Origin of the sequence: Chromohalobacter moromii (assembly GCF_023091865.1) — a bacterium.
Classification (GTDB): Bacteria; Pseudomonadota; Gammaproteobacteria; order Pseudomonadales; family Halomonadaceae; genus Chromohalobacter; species Chromohalobacter moromii.
The window spans coordinates 18,453-37,418 of record NZ_JAHXDI010000002.1 but is presented as its reverse complement, the minus strand read 5'-3'; the positions used below and the strand labels follow the sequence as shown (position 1 = coordinate 37,418).

Genomic DNA, 18,966 nt, shown 5'->3' with positions numbered 1-18,966 from the left:
GACACTAGGGGCGATTCAACTCTTCCCTCTTCCTTCTTCCCTTTTAAACAGGCTCGGCATGCTCGATCATCAACTGCAACGACTCCCGTCCCCGCCAGCGGTTGCGCGATAGTTTGTAGGCACAGCGCAGACGATCGCCGAGCCCGAACGGCGGCAGCTCGCCGGGTGTCAGCGCACGAAACCAGATCGCCTTGAGACTCACCGCGCCACACGAAAGTTCGAGCATCAGATGGTTACCCTCGGCACCCACCGGACGTAGTTGCTCGATGCGAAACTCACCGTCGAAAAGCGGGGCGTCGAACTCGCGACCGTAGGGCGCCAAACGCGCCAGCTCGTCCACCGCCGCCAGTGACAGTTGCTCGGGCGTCAAGGCGCCGTCGGTCAGCACGTAAGGAAAAAGTTCGCGGCCACCGAGTTGTTCCTCGACCGCCGTGAGCAAGGCCTCGCGAAATTCCGCCAGACGCTCGCGCGGTACGCCAATGCCCGCCGCTCCCCGGTGCCCCCCGAAACGCGGTAACGCCTCGGGAGCCAGTTCATGCGCCCGCTGCAATGCATCGCGCAGGTGCAGCCCTTCGATGGAACGTCCCGAGCCGGTCAGCATGCCCGGCGCGGCGGCGGGCGTAAGCACCAACGTGGGACGTCCAAAGGCCTGAACCAGACGCGAGGCGACGATGCCCTGCACGCCGGCATGTCCTTCCTCCAGAAAGACCACGATCGCCGAGGCACCCTCCGCCAGGGCGTCGAGCGCCAATGCCCGGGCGCTCTCGACCATGTCCGCTTCGATCGCCTTGCGCGACTGATTGTCGGTATCCAGTACTTCGAGATGACGACGCGCCGAGGCATCGTCGGTGGCGAGCATGAAATGCAGCGCCGCATAGGGGTCGTCGAGACGCGAGCGCGCGTTGATGCGCGGCCCCATCTGAAAGGCCAGGGTTTCGGCATCGAAAGGGACGCTATCGTCCCCCAACCGCTCGGCCATGACCCGCCAGCAGGCGGCACCCATGCGATTGATCAACGTCAGCCCGTGGCTGACCACGGCGCGGTTGGCAGGGCTCGCCCCCAGCGAGACGCAATCCGCCACGGTCCCCAAGGCGACGTAAGACAGCCACGGCGACAACTTCGGGGTCGAGGGCGCGGCCACGCCCTGCTCGATGAGCACCGAGCGCGTCAGCGACATGGTCAGCCACGCCACCATGCAACCGGCGATGGTCGGGTCCGGGTAATCGCAATCGCTGCGCGTCGGATTGACGGTGGCATACGCCGACGCCGGCGGCCCCGCCGTCGGCAAGGCGTGATGGTCGGTGACCACGACATCGAGCCCGGCCTCACGCAGACGCGCGATACGCGGCTCGTCGGAACTACCGCAGTCGGCAGTGATCACTAGGCTGGGGCGTGGCGACAACGCCAGGGTGCGCTCCACCAGCGGCAGACTGATGCCGTAACCATCGAAGATACGATGGCCGATCAAGCTGTGCAGCTTATGCATCGGCACACCGAAAAGCTCGTTCAGCGTTCGCAGAATAACGACGTGCGAGGTGATACCGTCGACGTCATAATCGGTCAAGATGCCAATATGCTCGCCCTCGGCCACCGCCAGGGCGATCCGCTCGGCGGCACGGCGCGCGTCCTGAAGACGTTCGGGGTGCGCCAGATAGCGCAGGCTGGGGTCAATCAGCGACGCGATATCGTCCGTGTAGTCGTGCAGGCGCCCGGCCAATATCCGCGCCTGCAGCTCACTGAGCCCGGCCGACTGCGCGCGGCGGTAGACGCTCTCATCACGCGGACGTGACAAGATGCGACGGTTCAGCAGGCGTTGCGGATCATGCTCGGCTACTGACACGAAAGGCTCCTCGGGAGACGGCGGATGGCAAGCTGGAGCGTCGCGGGTCACTACGACGCTCCGGGGCGTCAGCGGCGCTGTTCGGCGACGAAGGCCTGCACGGCCTCGAGCTCGGCCGGTAGCACGGTGTAGCGCTCTTCACGCTCGAGCAAACCCGCCATGTGTGCGGGCAGCGGCACGCCCTCGAAGCCCGCCTGAAGCACCGCGTCGGCGAATTTGGCCGGATGCGCGGTCGCCAGGGTGATCATCGGCGTCGAGGCATCCGCACGAACACGCTCGGCGGCACGATAGCCCGTCGCGGTATGTGGATCGAGCAATTCCTTGGTACGCCCATGCGCGTCGCGAATCACCTCGAGGATGGTGTCGTCATCCACGCTGTGGCTGACGAATTTCTCGCGTAGCGTTGCCAGCGGCGCTTCGGCGAGTACCGCCGGCTCGTGCTGGAAGCGCTCGAGCAGATCGCGCACGGCGTCGCCATCGCGGTCGTAAGCCTCGAACAGCAAACGTTCGAAGTTCGACGACACCACGATATCCATCGACGGTGCCAGGGTCGCCTTGAGCGCCTGTTTGGAGAAGTCGTTGTCGGCCAGGGTGCGATGCAGGATGTCGTTGGCATTGGTCGCGACGACGAACTGCTTGACCGGCAGTCCCATGCGATAGGCCACGTAGCCGGCGAAGACATTGCCGAAGTTGGCCGACGGTACGCAGAAGCTCACCTCGCGATGCGGCGCGCCCAAGGCCACCGCAGAGGCCACGTAATAGACCACCTGCGCCATGATGCGCGCCCAGTTGATGGAGTTGACCGCCACCAGGCGCGTGCCGTTCAGGAACGCTTGATCGGCGAAACTTGCCTTGACCATCGCCTGGGCGTCGTCGAAATCGCCCTCGATGGCGATGTTGAAGACGTTGTCAGCCAGCACCGAGGTCATCTGCCGACGCTGCACCTCGGAGACACGCTTATGCGGATGCAGGATGAAGATATCGAGGTTGTCGCAATGGCGACAACCTTCGATCGCCGCCGATCCGGTATCGCCGGAGGTCGCCCCCATGATTACCGCGCGCTCGCCACGCTTGGCTAGGAAGTGATCGAGGATACGCCCCAGCAACTGCAGGGCGACATCCTTGAACGCTAGCGTCGGGCCGTGGAACAACTCGAGCAGGAAATGGTTGCTGGAGAGCTGGTTGAGCGGCACCACCGCCTCATGACTGAAGGTCGAGTAAGCGTCCTCGACTAGGTTCCTGAAGGTCGCGTCATCGATCTCCCCGCCCACGAACGGCTTCATCACCCGGAACGCGATCTCGGCGTACGATAGCCCCGCCATCGCCTCGAGATCCTCCGTCGAGAGCGTGGGAATCGTCTCCGGCACGTAAAGGCCACCATCGGAGGCCATGCCGGTCAGCACGACCTCCTCAAAACTCAGTGCCGGCGCCTGGCCGCGCGTACTGATATAACGCATGCTTCACTCCGTGAGTGGCGAGCTTCGAGCCGCGGACTCCGAGCTGTCGTTGCTCGAAGCTCGCGGCTCGTCACTCGAAGCCACTTGTTATAGCGCCCCGAAACCGGCGCTTTATTCCTGCTCGTCGAGGGTTTCGACACGAATCCGCGTCACCGGACCCGCGATATCGGCCAGCGATTCGAGCTGACGAATCACCTCGTTCATGTGCTGCTCGCGGGTGCGGTGCGTCATCAAGATGATGGGCACCAACTCGCCTTCGGTGGCTTCTTTCTGGATGATTGCCTCGATGGAAATCCCCTGCTCGGAGAGAATCGTCGCCACCCGCGCCAGCACGCCCGGGCGATCCACCGCCAACAGACGCAGGTAATAGGCAGTGACGATGTCTTCCATGGGCAGGATCGGCAGCGAGCCGTCGGCTTCGTCAATGCCGCTGAAGGCGAGATACGGAACACGGTAATGGTGCTCGGTAGTGATATCGCGGGCTACGTCGAGCAAGTCGGCGACCACCGCCGAGGCCGTAGGCTCGGCCCCTGCGCCGGCGCCATAATAGAGCGTCGGGCCCACGGCATCGCCCATCACGGCGATGGCGTTCTTCACGCCATGCACGCTGGCCAACAAGCGCTCTTTAGGAATCAACGTCGGGTGCACGCGAAGTTCGAGGCCCTTTTCGGTGCGCTTGGAAATCCCCAGGTGCTTGATGATGTAGCCCAGTTGATCGGCCTGTTCGACATCGTCGGCCGTGACCCGCGAGATGCCTTCCGTGTAGGCCTTATCGAACTGCAGCGGCACACCGAAGGCGATCGACGCCAGGATGGTCAGCTTATGAGCGGCGTCGATCCCTTCGACATCGAAGGTCGGGTCGGCTTCGGCATAACCCAGCGCCTGCGCCTCGGCGAGCACGTCGTCGAAGGCGCGGCCTTCATCGCGCATATGGGTCAGAATGTAGTTGCCGGTGCCGTTGATGATACCGGCAAGCCATTGAATGCGATTGGCGCCCAGCCCTTCGCGCAGCGACTTGATCACCGGGATGCCGCCGGCCACAGCCGCCTCGAAGGCCACGATCACGCCCTTTTCGTGCGCGGCCTGGAAGATCTCGTTGCCATGCACGGCGATCAGCGCCTTGTTGGCGGTGACCACGTGCTTGCCATTATCGATGGCGGTCATTACCAGTTCACGGGCCACGTCGTAGCCACCGATCAACTCCACCAGCACATCGACATCGGGATTACGCGCCACTTCGAAGACATCGCGGGTGACCTTGACCCCGGCGGTTTCGCATTGCGGGTTATCGCGACGCGTACCGACTTGCTCGACGATAATCGGTCGACTGGCGCGGCGGGCGATATCGTCCGCGTTGCGCGTCAACACATTGAAGGTACCGCCACCCACGGTCCCTAGCCCACAGATACCTACTCTCACCGGTTTCAACGTCACGCTCCCCTTGCTTAGTGTATGTGTCCAGCGGACCTCCTGCGCCTAGTGTCGGAGGTCATCATATTCATCGTCGCTCGGTCATTCCTGGATGCCGAGCATTGACGCCAGCCGCTCGGCCGGCACGTAGCCCGGCACCATACGGCCATTCGGCAACACGATGGCGGGCGTTCCCTGAATTCCCAGTTCACGTCCAAGTTCATATTGCTCGGCCACCGGTGCCTCACACTCCGCCGTGGCTTCTAGGGTTTCCCCGCGCATCGCGGCGCTGAGCGCCTCGGTGGCATTGTCGGCGCACCAGGCCCGGCTCAGCACGCGTGCCGCTTCGGAGTCGACGCCAGCACGCGGGAAGGCTAGATAGTCTACCTCGATTCCCATCCGATTGAGACGGGGGACTTCCTTATGCAATTTTTGGCAATAAGGGCACGAGGTATCGGTAAAGACGGTAATGCGCGCCTTGACCTCGCTGGCGGGCTTGTAGATGACGCGTTCCTTCTCGGGGACGTCATCGAGACGCGCCTGGCGGCGTTCGTTGGCAGCACGCTCGGTCAGGTTGACCATCTGCCCGTCGCGGTTTCGATACAGGTCACCGACCACCATGTATTCGCCATCGGCGTCTGTATACAGGGTTTCACCGCTTTCGAGTCGCACCTCATAGAGCCCCGGTAACGGCGACTCCTCGACCGACGCTACCGGCATTGGCTGCCCGTTGTGGGTCAGCTTGTCGGCCAGCCCCTCGGGGGGCGCGGCAAAGCTTAGTGGAGTAGCCAGAAGGGCCAAAACGCCCCCCATGATGGGCAGTACGGCTCTAGACATGGTCAACCTCTAGGATGATGTTGGGCGTGCAGCGCTTCCAAGCGCGCTTGGGCCACCTGGGTATAGATTTGCGTGGTCGACAGATCACTGTGTCCCAGCAGCAACTGTACGACACGTAAATTGGCCCCATGATTCAACAGGTGCGTCGCGAATGCATGGCGCAGCGTGTGTGGCGAGAGCGGTTTGTCGATGCCAGCCGCCACGGCATGCCGCTTGATACGATGCCAGAATGTCTGGCGGGTCATGAACCCATCATGGCGTCCGGGAAACAAAGGCGGTCGGGTCGGATCGTTCATCAAGTTCCCACGCCCTTGACGCAGGTAGCGCTCGAGCCATGCGCTCGCCTCCTCGCCCAGCGGTACCAAGCGTTCCTTATCGCCCTTGCCGAGCACGCGCAGCACGCCCTGGCGCAAGTTGACCGCATCCACCGTCAAACCGACCAGTTCGGAGACGCGCAGGCCGCAACCATACAACACCTCGAGCATGGTGCGGTCGCGCAGTCCCAGCGGCGCATCTGGATCCGGGGCTTCGAGCAGACGCTCGACCTCGGCTTCATCCAGGGTATTGGGCAATTTGGCGACGGCCTTGGGAGCACGTGCCTCGGCCAAGGGATCATGGGCGATGTGTCCTTCGGCCAGCGCCCAGCGATAGAAGCGCCGCAGACAGGACAACAGGCGTGCCACCGAGCGAGGATGATAGTGCTCGCGACGCGCCGCCAGAAATGCCTCCAGCGCGTTGTCTCCGGGTGCCAGAAGACGCTCGCTGCGCGACGCGAGGTGCGCGAGCCAGGCATCCAGATCGCGCCGATAGGCATCCAGCGTATGTCGACTCAGTCCGCGCTCCAACCAGAGCCCATCGATAAAAGCATCGCGCCACTCGAGATCATCCACCGATTCTGTCCTCCCCGCGCCGCCTTCGCCTACCTCATATGCAAAAACCCCGCGAGCCAAGGGCCCGCGGGGTTTTCGTCGAGCACTCCCCAAAGGGAGTGCTCATGACGTCTCGACGACGCCGCAAGCCGATTAACGAGTCAGCTTTTCCTTGATGCGCGCGGACTTGCCGCTGCGCTCGCGGAGGTAGTACAGCTTGGCCTGGCGCACGTCACCGCGACGCTTGACCTCGATGGAATCGACCAGCGGGCTGTACGTCTGGAATGTACGCTCGACGCCGACACCGTGGGAAATTTTGCGCACGGTGAAAGCGGAGTTGAGCCCGCGGTTGCGCTTGCCGATCACAACGCCTTCGAAAGCCTGCAGACGCTCGCGGCTACCTTCCACCACTTTGACCTGAACGGTCACGGTGTCGCCCGGCGAGAATTCCGGAACCTTCTTGCTCATCTGCTCGGTTTCGAGCGCCTGGATCACCTTGTTCTTGCTACTCATGACTAAACTCCTTGATGTTTGGATGACCGTCTCTTCATGTGTCGAGAGCCGGTCGTGATCCCGGCGTCGCGAAACGCGGGAATCGACGTTGTGGGTGACGCGCGGCGCTCATTCATCGAGCATCCGTCGCTCCTCCGTCCTACCGACGTGCTGGCTCGTGGCATTTTCCGCGATGAACTCGTCAAGCAATTGTTGCTGCTCGCGATCCAGAGCGCGACCTTCGAGAAGGTCGGGTCGCCTGAGCCAGGTGCGTCCGAGAGACTGCTTCAGCCGCCAGCGGCGAATCGCCGCATGGTTGCCGCTAAGCAGGATGTCCGGAACACCGCGCCCATCGATGGTCTCGGGGCGTGTGTAGTGCGGACAGTCCAGAAGCCCCTCGCTAAAGGAATCCTCAAGTGCCGAATCGCCATGGCCGAGCACGCCCGGTATCAGCCGGGAGACGGCATCGACCATCGCCATGGCCGGCAACTCACCGCCGCTGAGCACATAGTCGCCGATCGACCATTCTTCGTCGATATCGGCCTCGACCACTCGCTCGTCGATACCTTCATAACGACCGGCAACGACGATCAGTGCTTCCAGGTCGGCCAGCTCCCGCACGCCGCGTTGATCGAGCCGCCGCCCCTGAGGCGACAGATAAACCACACGTGTGCGCTCTGTCGCACAACCACGGCGTTCAGCGTCACGTCGCGCCTCGGCGATGGCGGGTCGCAACGTGTCGACCTTCATCAGCATGCCGGGGCCGCCGCCATAGGGCCGATCATCCACCGTGCGGTGCTTATCCGTGGCGTAATCCCGGGGATTCCAGAAATCCACCGCTAGCAATCCCTGGTCGACGGCACGCCCCGTTACGCCGTAACGGGTGATCGCCTCGAACATCTCCGGGAACAGGGAGACAACACCAATCCACACGGCTTCATCACTCGGCCAGCGACACCGACGATACGGCGTCAGAATTCAGGATCCCAATCCACTGTCATACGCCCGGCACCGAGATCCACCTCGCGGATCACGCCGTCGGGCAGAAACGGTATCAACCGCTCCCGGTCATCGAGACTCGCCTCGCTGGGCTGGATCACCAACACATCGTTGGCGCCCGTCTCGAAGAGATAATTCACTTGCCCCAGACATTCACCAGACAGCGTCTCGACCCGCAGGCCTTCGAGCTGATACCAGTAATAATCGCCCGGCGCGAGCGCCGGCAACGCCTGCTTGGGCAGGAGAATATCCGCGCCGGCCCAACGTTCGGCCAGTTCGCGGCTCGAGATACCTTCAAGGCTGGCGACCAGCCCTTTTCCATGGGGGCGTCCCTGGCTCAGCTTGCACTCAAAGTGCTCGCCGCGCAGTGACAACACCCATTCGGTATGCTCGAAGATGCCCTCGATGGGGCTAGTGTACGAATACACCTTCAGCCACCCTTTCACGCCGTAAGGACTGGTCAGGCGGCCAAGCACCACGTGCTCGTCGTCTTGCGCCGCAGCGGCGCGACCGGTCTCGTGCGACATAGCGGGCAGTGCACTCACGCTTGCTGCTTGCGAGCTTCTTTCAGCAACTCGGCGACGCGATCAGAGAGCTGCGCACCCAGACCCTGCCAATGCTCGGCACGCTCTAGATCGACGCGCAGACGCTCTTCCTGACCACGGGCTACCGGGTTGAAGAAGCCGATACGCTCGATGAAGCGGCCGTCGCGAGACTTACGCGAGTCGCTGACAGTGAGGTGATAAAAGGGACGCTTCTTGGCGCCACCACGGGCCAAACGGATGGTAACCATGCGCTATAATCCTACGGTTGAAGTTTTACGTTACGCCACGGACTGTCGCGGCGGGCAAGACCCACCTGCGAAGACGCAGCATTCTACGGAAAAAGGCACGTATTGGAAACCTTTTTCCTTGACAAGGAAAGGCGTTATCAACGGCGCGGGAAGCCACCGCGGCCACCGCCCATGCCAGGGCCACCCATGCCACCAGGGCCACCCATACCACCTGGGCCACCCATGCCACCGCCCATGTCTCGCATCATTTTCTGCATGCCGCCTTTCTTGCCGGCCTTTTTCATCATCTTCTGCATCTGCTTGTGCTGCTTGAGCAAACGGTTGAGATCGGGCACCTGCAAGCCAGCACCCGCCGCGATACGACGCTTGCGAGAGCCACTGATGATTTCCGGCTTGCGGCGCTCCTTCGGCGTCATCGAGTTGATCAACGACTCGAGCTTGCCTAGTTCCTTCTCGGCCCCCGGCCCCTGCGCAGCCTCGGCCATCTGCCCCATGCCGGGCAGCTTGCCCATCAAGCCGCCCATGCCGCCCATCTTCTTGAGCTGCTGGAGCTGCTCGCGGAAGTCTTCGAGATCGAAACCGTTGCCTTTCTTGACCTTCTTGGCCAGTTTCTCCGCCTTGCCCTGGTCGACGTTACGCTCGGCTTCCTCGATGAGCGACAGCATGTCGCCCATGCCGAGAATCCGCGATGCGACGCGATCCGGGTGAAACGGCTCGAGAGCATCGACCTTCTCGCCCATGCCCATGAACTTGATCGGCTTGCCGGTGACATGGCGCACCGAGAGCGCTGCACCGCCACGGGCGTCACCGTCCGCCTTGGTGAGAATCACCCCGGTCAGCGGCAACGCTTCATGGAACACCTGCGCGGTATTGGCGGCATCTTGGCCAGTCATGGCATCGACCACGAACAGCGTCTCGTCCGGCGACACCGCCCCATGCAAGGCCTGTATTTCTTCCATCATCGCCTGATCGACGGATAGTCGCCCGGCGGTGTCCACGATCACCACGTCGTGGAACTGGATCTTGGCATGCTTGATCGCTGCCTGGGCAATGTCGACCGGCTGTTGGGCACTGGTCGAGGGAAAGAAATCGACCTCTACCTCTTTGGCCAGCGTCTCGAGCTGGTCAATGGCGGCCGGACGATAGACGTCGGCGGAAACCACCAGCACTTTTTTCTTTTCCCGCTCACGCAGGAAGCGCGCCAACTTGGCGACCGAGGTCGTTTTACCCGCACCCTGCAAGCCAGCCATCAAGACCACCGAGGGCGCGCTCTTGAGCGACAGCGCCTCGTTGGCCTCGCCCATGATCGCTTCCAGCTCCTGCTGGACGATCTTGACGAATTGCTGGCCCGGGGACAGGCTGCGCGAGACCTCTTGGCCCACGGCGCGCTCGCGCACCCGATCGACGAACGCTTTGACCACCGGCAGGGCCACGTCGGCCTCCAGCAGCGCACGACGCACCTCGCGCAGCGTGTCCTTGATGTTGTCCTCGGTCAGCTTGGCCTGACCGGTGATCGACTTCAGCGTGCCCGACAGGCGATCGGTCAAACTTTCAAACATGGCGCTCTCCGGCAGGAATTGCCTAGGCATGAAAAAGCGATTATACGCGTTCGTGGCGACTGTCTCCATGCACCCGTCGCAATACGCAAGCGGCGGGGGGATTCGCTACGGCGCGGGGATTCGCTATAGTAACGCTCCCGGGTCCGCGTGACAGGCTCACGTGATATTGACGCTTCACTTTCTTCGACGCCGACCGGCGCAGGGATTGGCCACCGATGCAGGCGCTGCCTTTTGCGATTCTCGCCATTGTCTGTTATCTCGCCGCGGGCGCCTGGCAGGCGCTCGCGCTTGCTAGGCGTGTCCCGCCCAAGACGATCTTGGTGCGTTCGCTGGGCTTGCTCGCGGTCAGCGCCCATACCGTGGTCGTGGCACACAGTGTATTTCTCGGCCGTGGCCTGCATCTGGGACTTTTCGAAAGTGCCTCACTCTTCACTTGGTTGATCGCCGCCCTTTTGATCGCGGTCAGCCTGGTCAAGCCATTGTTGAATGCCGGTGTCGGCCTTTTCCCACTGGCCGCGCTGTCGCTGGTTGCATTGATGCTTTATCCCAGCCACATGGTCGAAGCCAACGTCTCGCCCGGCATCGTCTTTCACATCGTGACCTCCAGCGTGGCCTCGGCACTGCTCAGCATCGCGGCGGTACAAGCCGTGCTGGTAGCGTTTCAGAATCACGCCCTAAAACGCCGTCATACACGCGGGATCATCCAGGTACTGCCCGCGCTGACGAGTATGGAGCGCTTGCTGTTCGAGCTCATCGGCGCCGGCTTGCTATTACTGACGGCGGCCATCGTCAGTGGCTTCATCTTCATCGACAATCTTTTTGCCCAGCACCTCGTCCATAAGACGGTATTCTCTCTTGCCGCCTGGCTGGTCTTCACGGGGCTGCTCATCGGTCGACACTGGCTGGGCTGGCGCGGCGCGCGTGCGATGCGCTGGACGCTGGGCGGCTGCCTGTTACTGGTGCTCGGCTACTTCGGCACCAAGGTCGCTCTGCAATTGATCTTTCACGATATCTAGGCGAAAACGCAGCAACTTGACACTTCCAAGGGGAAACCCTACAAACGATGTTGGCTTTTCAGCGAGGACCTCTCCACCTTGAGCGATGACATACCCTTAGGGCTGCTGTTAACGCTGCTGCTCGTGCTCATTTGCCTATCCGCCTTCTTCTCCAGCTCGGAAACCGGGATGATGTCGATCAACCGCTATCGCCTGTCGCACCAGGCCAATAGCGGGGAGCGCACCGCTAAGCGGGTCTTGCGGCTGCTGAGCCGGCCCGACCGGTTGATTGGCGTCATCCTCATCGGCAACAACTTCGTCAACAACCTCGCTGCTTCCATCGCCACGATCATCGCCATTCATTTCTTCGGCGATGTCTCCGGACCGGCCATCTCGACCGCTGTGTTGACCATCGTGATTCTGATCTTCGCCGAGGTCACGCCCAAGACGTTCGCCGCAGTCAAGCCCGAGCGCATCGCCTATCCTGCATCCTTGGCGTTAGAACCTCTACTCAAGCTCTTCTATCCGCTGGTGTGGCTCGTCAATGCGATTTCCAATGGCCTGTTACGGCTCCTGGGCGTCAAGGATATCGACGGCAGCGCCGACAACCTGACGCGTGATGAGTTGCGCACGGTCGTTCACGAAGCCGGCACCATGATCCCTCGACGTCACCAATCCATGCTGCTGTCGATCCTCGATTTGGAAAACGTGACCGTCAACGACATCATGGTGCCGCGCCAGGAAATCGCTGGCATCGATCTCGACGACGACCTCGAGGCCATTCTCGCCCAGATCCGCTCCAGTCAGCACACGCGAGTGCCCGTCTACAAGGGTGATATCAACAACATCATCGGCATCCTGCACCTGCGTAACGCCGCACGCTTCCTATCGAAGCCCGAGGTGACCAAGGCCGCCATCGTCCAGGAAGCCCGCGAACCTTATTTCATTCCTGAGTCGACGCCGCTTCACACTCAGCTGCTCAATTTCCAGCAACAGAAACGCCGTATCGGCATCGTGGTCGATGAATATGGCGATGTGGAAGGGCTGGCGACACTGGAAGACATCCTCGAGGAGATCGTCGGCGAGTTCACCACCGACGAAGCGGCCACACACCGCGAGATCCATCCTCAGGGAGACGGCAGCTACATCATCGAGGGCACTACCAACATCCGCGACATCAACAAAGTGCTCGCTTGGCAGTTGCCTACCGATGGTCCCAAGACGCTCAACGGATTGATGCTGGAGCACCTCGAGGCCTTTCCTGATGCGCCCGCCTGCCTGCAGTTGGGGGCGATCCGCATGGAAATACTGCAGATCAAGGACAACCTGATCACCTCGGCGCGCTGCTGGCAATCGGCACGCCGCGCCCGGGTATTGGGTTAGTCCGACGTCACTCCGATCTCGGCCTCGGCCTTGCGCTTGAGCTCATTCACGCGCCGCTCCATATCGGCGCGTTTGGCTTCGCCTACCGGAATAGGGTCACCGAAGTGAAGCGCCACGCGGGCCCGGAAACGCCGTGGCCACTTGGTCAACGCCTTGCCGCCACGGTTGGATGTCCATGACCCCCATAGACCGGCCAGGCCGGCGGGTACCACCGGCACCGGGTCTCGCGCCAGGATGATGTCTATGCCACGCCGAAAACGCTGCATCTCGCCATCGGACGTCAAGCGTCCCTCGGGGAACAACATCACCACCTCTCCCTGACGCAGAGCATGACTCACTTCATCCAAGGCTCGCCGCACGCCGCCTGGGTCGCAACGCTCGGAATCCACCGGGATGGCGCCGGCAATGCGAAAAAACCAGTTGAGCCACGGGGATTCGTAGATCGGGCGATCCATCAAGAAGCGCAGCGGACGCGGGCATCCACCGCCCAGAATCAAGGCATCCATGAAGCTGACGTGGTTGCACACCACCAGCGCCGCGCCACGTGCGGGCACGGATTGGCGGCCGCGAAAACGCAGCCGATACAGCACGCGAATCAACATGAAAATCGACAGACGCAGTGCCGGGCGCGGCACCATGCACAGGATGATCGCCGCCAGCGTCAGAGACACTGCCGACAAGGCCAGCATGAAGGTATTGAGCGAGGCGCCGATCACACTCAGCACGACCACGCCGAAGCCCGCCGCCAACACCATGAACAGTGCATTGAGAATATTGTTAGCGGCGATCATTCGGGCACGATTGTCATCGTCGCTTTCGAGCTGAATCAGTGTGTACAACGGCACGATGTACAGGCCGCCACCCAAACCGATTACCGCAAAATCGAAGAGCTGGCGCCAGAACCCCGGCGACAGGCTCAATACCGCCAACCCGGTATCGCTTCCCGCCAGCGGCTGACTCAGTCCCAGGTCGAGGCCGGCCAGACCGAAGAGCATGGCGCCGGCCGGTATCAGCCCGACTTCCAGACGCCCTGCCGACAACCGCGCGCACAGCAGCGCGCCCGCGCCAACGCCCAATGCAAACGCACCCAGCAAGGCACTGACCACGGCTTCATTGCCATGCACGACATCGCGCGTCCAGGCCGGTAGTTGGGTCAGGTAGCAGGCACCTAGGAACCAGAACAAGCTGATGCCCAGCAAGGCACGAAAGACGCGTGGCTGACGCCAGGCATCGCGCATCACTTCACGCCCGCCATGCCAAGGCCGCCACTGAGTAGCACCCTCTTGGCTGGGCGGTGCACTAGGCACCCATAGGCTAGCGACGAGTCCCAAAAGCGCCAGCACCACCAAGGTGGCAGCGATACTCCCCCGCGCCCAGGCACCGCCTAGCGACGCCAGCACACCAGCCAGCAGCGTTCCCAGCAGAATCGAAAGAAAGGTGCCCAGACTGATCCAGGCATTACCCTTGACGAGCTCGGTCGGCGACAGATGTTGCGGCAAAATGGCGTACTTCACCGGCCCGAAAAGCGCCGACTGGGTACCCATCATGAACAACAATGCCAGTAGCACGGCATAGGCCTCATACCAGACGGCGGCCGCTGCCATGCTCATGGTCACGAGTTCCAGCACCTTGAGACGCCTGACCAGACGACGCTTGTCGAGACGGTCGGCCAACAAGCCGCCCCATGCCGAAAACAACAGGAAAGGCAGGATGAAAAGCCCTGCCGCAAGATTGTTGAGCAGCCCCGTATCCCAGCCATAGCGCGGCACGGCAACGAAGGTCAGTAGCAACAGCAGGACATTCTTGAACACGTTGTCGTTGAACGCGCCCAAGGCTTGTGTCCAGAAGAAGGGAGCGAATCGACGCTGGGTTAGCAATCGGGGAATCACGGCTCTCTCGGACCGTACTTGAGTCCCATCAGCGTGGTGGTCAGCAATTGATCGAGCAACTCGGTCACTTCCAGCGATTGACCCTGCCAAACGCCCAGGCGTTCGTTGAGCCCCAACTGGACCAGACCATGCACACTGCCCCATAGAGTGCGGGCCATGCGTCTTGCTTCGAGCTCACCCATCAGCGGCTGATACTCGGCAAGCGCCGCCTCGACACGCACGAACAGACCTTCAATCATGTCGTTCTGGCGTTGGTCCAACTCGCCTTCTTGGGCCAGCGGGTAATCGAACAACATCTGCCAGCGATAGGGCTCGTGCTGCGCGAATAGCCAATAAGCCGTCGCCAGCGCTTTGAGGCGCGGTTCGGGATCGGCACCCTCGAGCCCCTCCACGGCAACCCGTAGGCGCCCCAAGGTCTCGACGTTGACGTATTGAAGCAGGTTGCCAAAACTGCCGTAGAGTTTCAGCAGCGTGCTGGGCGCACATCCCACCTCGCGCGCCAACGAGCGCAGCGACAGCGTATGCACAGGATTATCGCGTAGCCAGGCGTCACACGCAGCCATTACCTGACCATGCAGCACCTCGGGTGCATGCTGTCTGGGACGAGCCATCGGATTCCTCGTGATGAGCATGCGCGGCACTTCACTCTTGTCACTCTACTTGTGCCGCTCTTACTGGTTTTGCTTTTAGCGAGCACAAGAGTCCGAACCGCGCGTGATCGAACAGCGTTTCCCCCAGCATATCGGGAACGCACGCAAACGCAAGTGGCAAGCCCTGCGATAAATCAAAAGCAGCGCTGGTAAGCGCCCGCCAGCGTGGCTTACCCTGTCGCGTCGAACCGCGAGGAGAGAGCATGGCCGGCCGTCTTTACATCAAGCCCTGGACAACGCCGCCGCTCGACGCGCTACGCCAGGACGACCAGCCGATCGTCGGCCCCAACCTGGCACCGCGACGCCCTATTTCGATCATTCGTCAGGACGCGGGCGAAGCGCATTGGGCCACGGCATTCTGGGGATTGACCCCGCCCTGGCTCAAGGTGCTGGACCATGCCCCGCATTGCGCCCGCGCCGAATCGCTCGAGCAACGTCCGATGTTTCGCGAGGCCTTCCACGCACGGCGCTGTCTGATTCCGGTCGCCGGGGTTTACGTGTGGAAACCGCAGCCACGCATGAAGCAGCCGTTTCTGGTCACGCGCGTCGACCGGGCGCCGCTGCTGCTGGCCGGGGTCTGGTGCCGTTACCACACCACGCTGACGGAGTTCAACGACTCCACGGCCTTGATAACGGTGCCCAGCAATGCGCTGCTGACACCGCTCAGCGATCGCTTCCCGGCCGTCATCGAGGCGGGCGATGCCCACGAGTGGCTGGCGCCAACCACTTCGAACGAGCGTGCCCATGAGATGCTCGCCCCCGCCTCCTTGGAACTGTTGGGCGCTTTTCCTGTATCAAGACGTGTCAACGATCCAAAGCATCAAGACTGGGCCTGCGGACATCCCACCGGCCCGATGACCTACTGGCATCACTGAACAAGGAGTCTTCACCGTGTTTTCGTTCCCTCCCCTTGCATGCCGCTGGCTGCTCGGCGCGCTCATCGTTCTCGTCGCCGGTTATCAGACGGCGCGCGCCAGCGACCCCGTGGCCGAGGTCGTCGAGCCCACCGTCAGCCCCAACGATACTCGCGACTACCGCGCTCTGACGCTCGACAATGGCCTCGAAGTCTTGCTGGTCAGCGATCCTCAGGCCGATAAGGCTGCCGCCGCCATGAACGTGGACGTCGGTAGCGCCGACGACCCCGACACTACCCCCGGCTTGGCACACTTCCTCGAACACATGCTGTTCCTGGGCACCGACCGTTATCCGGAAGCCGACGCCTACCAGAACTTCATTTCCGCCCACGGCGGCGATCACAACGCTTTCACCGCCTCACGCGACACCAACTACTTCTTCGACATCGAGCCGCAAGCGCTGCCCGAGGCCCTGGATCGCTTCAGCCGCTTCTTCGTGGCTCCGCGCTTCAATGCCGAGTACGTCAATCGCGAGCGCAACGCCGTCAACTCGGAGTACCAGGCTCGCCTGCGCGACGATAGCCGGCGCCTTCAAGAGGCCCTCAATCAGGCACTCAATCCCGAACATCCCATGACCCGCTTCTCGGTCGGTAGCCTGGAGACACTCAGGGACGGAGATACGTCATCGCTCCGCGAACGTCTGGTCGATTTCTACAAGGCGCACTACGGCGCTAATGTCATGCATCTGACGGTCATCGGTCCACAATCGCTCAATGAGCTTGAAGCCATGATTCGCGACCGCTTCGCCCAGGTGCCCGATCGTCATTTATCGCGCAGCGAGATCGACACTCCCTTGGTTACCGACGACGAGCTCCCCGCACGCCTGAAGGTCAAGAGCCTATCGCAGGACAAGCAGATGCGCTTCCTGTTTCCGATTCCCGATCCGCAGGGTGACTATCGCACCAAACCGGCCGACTATCTCGCCAACCTGTTGGGCCATGAAGGGGAAGGAAGTCTGCTGGCGGCATTGCGTCACAAGGGATGGGCCGATGGTCTCTCGGCAGGCACCATGAACGGCGATGGACAGCACGCGCTCTTCGCCGTCTCGGTCAGCCTCACGCCGGAAGGCGCGCAACACATCGATCGCATTCAGGCTAGCTTGTTCGATCAGATAGCACGGATTCGCGAGGACGGGCTGCAGGCGTGGCGCTACGACGAGCAAGCTCGCCTCAACCAACAAGCGTTTCGTTTTCAGCAACCGGGCGAGCCCATCGATCAAGTCAGCCAATTGGCCATGAATCTGGCCGATTATCCGCTCGAGGATGTGCAATACGCGCCGTACCGCATGGACGGTTTCGATGCCACACGTATTCGAGATTATCTCGCCGACATGACCCCGTCGCACTTGTTGCGCGTCTATAGCGGCCCGGACGTCGACGGCAATGATACCTCGCCCTACTTCGACGCACCCTATACGCTGACGCGCCTCCCGGACTGGCCGGAGGCCGCGCCGCTCGATGAACTCGGCCTGCCGCCGCATAACCCCTTCATCGCCAGCGATTTAGAAGTTCACGACGCCAGTGGCGATGAACCGCAGGCCATTGTCGAGGCGCCCAGCGTAGAGCTCTGGCACCTCGCCAACGATCGCTTCGGTACTCCGCGCGTGGAGTGGCGCTTCAGCCTGCAGAACCCCGACGCCTCCGACAGCGCCAGCCATGCCGCCTTGACGCGTCTACTCGCCGGCTGGATCACCGACAGTCTCAATGAGCGCTTCTATCCAGCCCGGCTGGCCGGACAATCCTTCGATGCCTACGCCCACGCCCGCGGTATCACGCTCACCTTCTCGGGTTGGCGCGACCGTCAGGCACGGCTGATGGGAGACGTCGTCGAACGTTTAAAGGAGGGTGACATCAGCGAAGAAAGCTTCTCGCGCGTCAAGTACCGCCTCTCGCAGCAATGGCAAAACGCGCCCCAAGCGCCGCTGCATCAGCAGATGTATCGCACGCTCGGTGAGTCGCTATTGCGCCCTCAGTGGACAACATCCGCGATGCTCGAGGCGCTGCATACGCTGAGCGTCGGCGACCTGCGTGACTATCGCGACGCCTTCCTCGGGAATCTTTATCTGCAAGCCATGGCGGTAGGCAACCTGGATGCCGACCTGGCACGCCGTGAGGGCTTGCAAGTCGCCAATGCACTCACACCCCGGCTCGAGGCCTCGGACATCCCAGCTCTGTCACCGCTGGCGGTTCCAGAGACGCCGCCGACCCTGCATCCGCGCAGTACCCGCAACGACGCCGCCGTATTGCGCTATCTGCAAGGCCCGGACCGCAGTCTCGACAGTCAAGCCCGTCTGGCAGTACTCGGCAAGATGCTCGAATCGCCGTTCTACAACCAGCTACGCACCGAGGAGCAACTCGGCTATATCGTCACGGCCGGTTATTCGCCCGTACTCGATGCACCGGGCCTGGCGATGCTGGTGCAATCTCCGGATACGCCCAGCAAGCGCATCGCCGCACGCATGGATGCCTTCCTGAATGACTTCGACACACGCCTTCAAGCACTCGACGATAGCGAGCTGGCGCCTTATCGCGACGCGGTCAGCAGTCGCTTGAGGGAGCGCGACAACAGCCTGGGCGAGCTGACCAACCGCCTCTGGCAGACGCTGGCCTACGCCGAGCCTGACTTCTCACGGCGTGAGAAACTCGCGGATCGCGTCGACGCCATGGATGCCTCGGCCATTAGCCAGGCATGGCGCTCGCTGCGGCACACAAAGCCACTCACGGTGAGCTACGACGCCGATACCCAGCCCAGCGATGTCATGGGGCTGACGCACGACTTCCGGCCACTCCCCGCCAGCGACTGAGCGCGGTCGCTGACGATACCCACCATGCAACACGCCCGGGCTCATGGCCCGGGCGTGTTGTATCTGGTCAGCTCGT

General features: G+C 62.2%; 16 protein-coding genes. 4 read left to right on the top strand and 12 right to left on the bottom strand.

What is annotated here, in order from left to right; genetic code table 11:
* Positions 1-43: 43 nt before the first annotated feature.
* The 10 genes from KZO83_RS06560 to ffh all read right to left on the bottom strand — a co-directional run bounded on the left by KZO83_RS06560 (position 44) and on the right by ffh (position 10,256).
* A complete protein-coding gene (locus KZO83_RS06560; protein ID WP_178999137.1) occupies positions 44-1,840 on the bottom strand; it encodes a DHH family phosphoesterase in 1,797 nt (598 codons plus the stop codon).
* A 68-nt stretch (positions 1,841-1,908) separates the two neighbouring features.
* Positions 1,909-3,297, bottom strand: coding sequence for a threonine synthase (thrC, locus tag KZO83_RS06555; RefSeq protein WP_247620206.1), 1,389 nt, complete (start codon positions 3,295-3,297; stop codon positions 1,909-1,911).
* Positions 3,298-3,408: 111 nt separating this feature from the next.
* A complete protein-coding gene (locus KZO83_RS06550) occupies positions 3,409-4,725 on the bottom strand; it encodes a homoserine dehydrogenase (RefSeq protein WP_178999135.1) in 1,317 nt (438 codons plus the stop codon).
* A gap of 84 nt (positions 4,726-4,809) precedes the next feature.
* Positions 4,810-5,544 carry a DsbC family protein gene (locus KZO83_RS06545; RefSeq protein ID WP_246894454.1) on the bottom strand — a complete coding sequence of 245 codons (735 nt, stop codon included), beginning with the start codon at positions 5,542-5,544 and terminating at the stop codon, positions 4,810-4,812.
* Positions 5,545-5,546: 2 nt separating this feature from the next.
* Positions 5,547-6,434, bottom strand: a complete 888-nt coding sequence (xerD, locus tag KZO83_RS06540) for a site-specific tyrosine recombinase XerD (RefSeq protein ID WP_247620205.1) — start codon at positions 6,432-6,434, stop codon at positions 5,547-5,549.
* A 132-nt stretch (positions 6,435-6,566) separates the two neighbouring features.
* Entirely contained in the window at positions 6,567-6,926 is a 360-nt protein-coding gene (gene rplS, locus KZO83_RS06535; protein WP_178999132.1) for a 50S ribosomal protein L19, read from the bottom strand.
* Between the two features lie 108 nt (positions 6,927-7,034).
* A complete protein-coding gene (gene trmD / locus KZO83_RS06530) occupies positions 7,035-7,838 on the bottom strand; it encodes a tRNA (guanosine(37)-N1)-methyltransferase TrmD (RefSeq protein WP_178999131.1) in 804 nt (267 codons plus the stop codon).
* Positions 7,839-7,876: 38 nt separating this feature from the next.
* A complete protein-coding gene (gene rimM, locus KZO83_RS06525; protein ID WP_040243120.1) occupies positions 7,877-8,431 on the bottom strand; it encodes a ribosome maturation factor RimM in 555 nt (184 codons plus the stop codon).
* A gap of 14 nt (positions 8,432-8,445) precedes the next feature.
* Positions 8,446-8,697: a 30S ribosomal protein S16 gene (gene rpsP / locus KZO83_RS06520; RefSeq protein ID WP_075367760.1), complete on the bottom strand. Its 252-nt coding sequence runs from the start codon at positions 8,695-8,697 to the stop codon at positions 8,446-8,448.
* Positions 8,698-8,834: 137 nt separating this feature from the next.
* The gene (gene ffh / locus KZO83_RS06515; RefSeq protein ID WP_075367761.1) at positions 8,835-10,256 is read right to left on the bottom strand and encodes a signal recognition particle protein; all 1,422 of its coding nucleotides are present in this window, start codon (positions 10,254-10,256) and stop codon (positions 8,835-8,837) included.
* Positions 10,257-10,471: 215 nt separating this feature from the next.
* Here ffh and KZO83_RS06510 point away from each other — a divergent pair, with 215 nt between their 5' ends.
* Positions 10,472-11,272, top strand: coding sequence for a cytochrome C assembly family protein (locus KZO83_RS06510; protein ID WP_247620204.1), 801 nt, complete (start codon positions 10,472-10,474; stop codon positions 11,270-11,272).
* A 78-nt stretch (positions 11,273-11,350) separates the two neighbouring features.
* A complete protein-coding gene (locus KZO83_RS06505; protein ID WP_247620203.1) occupies positions 11,351-12,634 on the top strand; it encodes an HlyC/CorC family transporter in 1,284 nt (427 codons plus the stop codon).
* Here the strand turns inward: KZO83_RS06505 and KZO83_RS06500 are convergent.
* Positions 12,631-14,523 (bottom strand): MFS transporter, encoded by a 1,893-nt coding sequence (locus tag KZO83_RS06500; protein ID WP_246894457.1) that lies wholly within the window; start codon positions 14,521-14,523, stop codon positions 12,631-12,633. The two genes, KZO83_RS06505 and KZO83_RS06500, sit on opposite strands and share 4 nt — an antisense overlap.
* Entirely contained in the window at positions 14,520-15,134 is a 615-nt protein-coding gene (locus tag KZO83_RS06495) for a TetR/AcrR family transcriptional regulator (protein WP_040243127.1), read from the bottom strand. The genes KZO83_RS06500 and KZO83_RS06495 overlap by 4 nt, the downstream gene beginning before the upstream one ends.
* A gap of 242 nt (positions 15,135-15,376) precedes the next feature.
* Between KZO83_RS06495 and KZO83_RS06490 the strand changes: the two genes are divergently transcribed.
* Together KZO83_RS06490 and KZO83_RS06485 are read left to right on the top strand one after the other, a co-directional pair.
* Positions 15,377-16,048 (top strand): SOS response-associated peptidase, encoded by a 672-nt coding sequence (locus KZO83_RS06490; protein ID WP_247620202.1) that lies wholly within the window; start codon positions 15,377-15,379, stop codon positions 16,046-16,048.
* Positions 16,049-16,064: 16 nt separating this feature from the next.
* The gene (locus KZO83_RS06485) at positions 16,065-18,890 is read left to right on the top strand and encodes an insulinase family protein (protein WP_247620201.1); all 2,826 of its coding nucleotides are present in this window, start codon (positions 16,065-16,067) and stop codon (positions 18,888-18,890) included.
* The last annotated feature ends 76 nt before the right edge of the window (positions 18,891-18,966 follow it).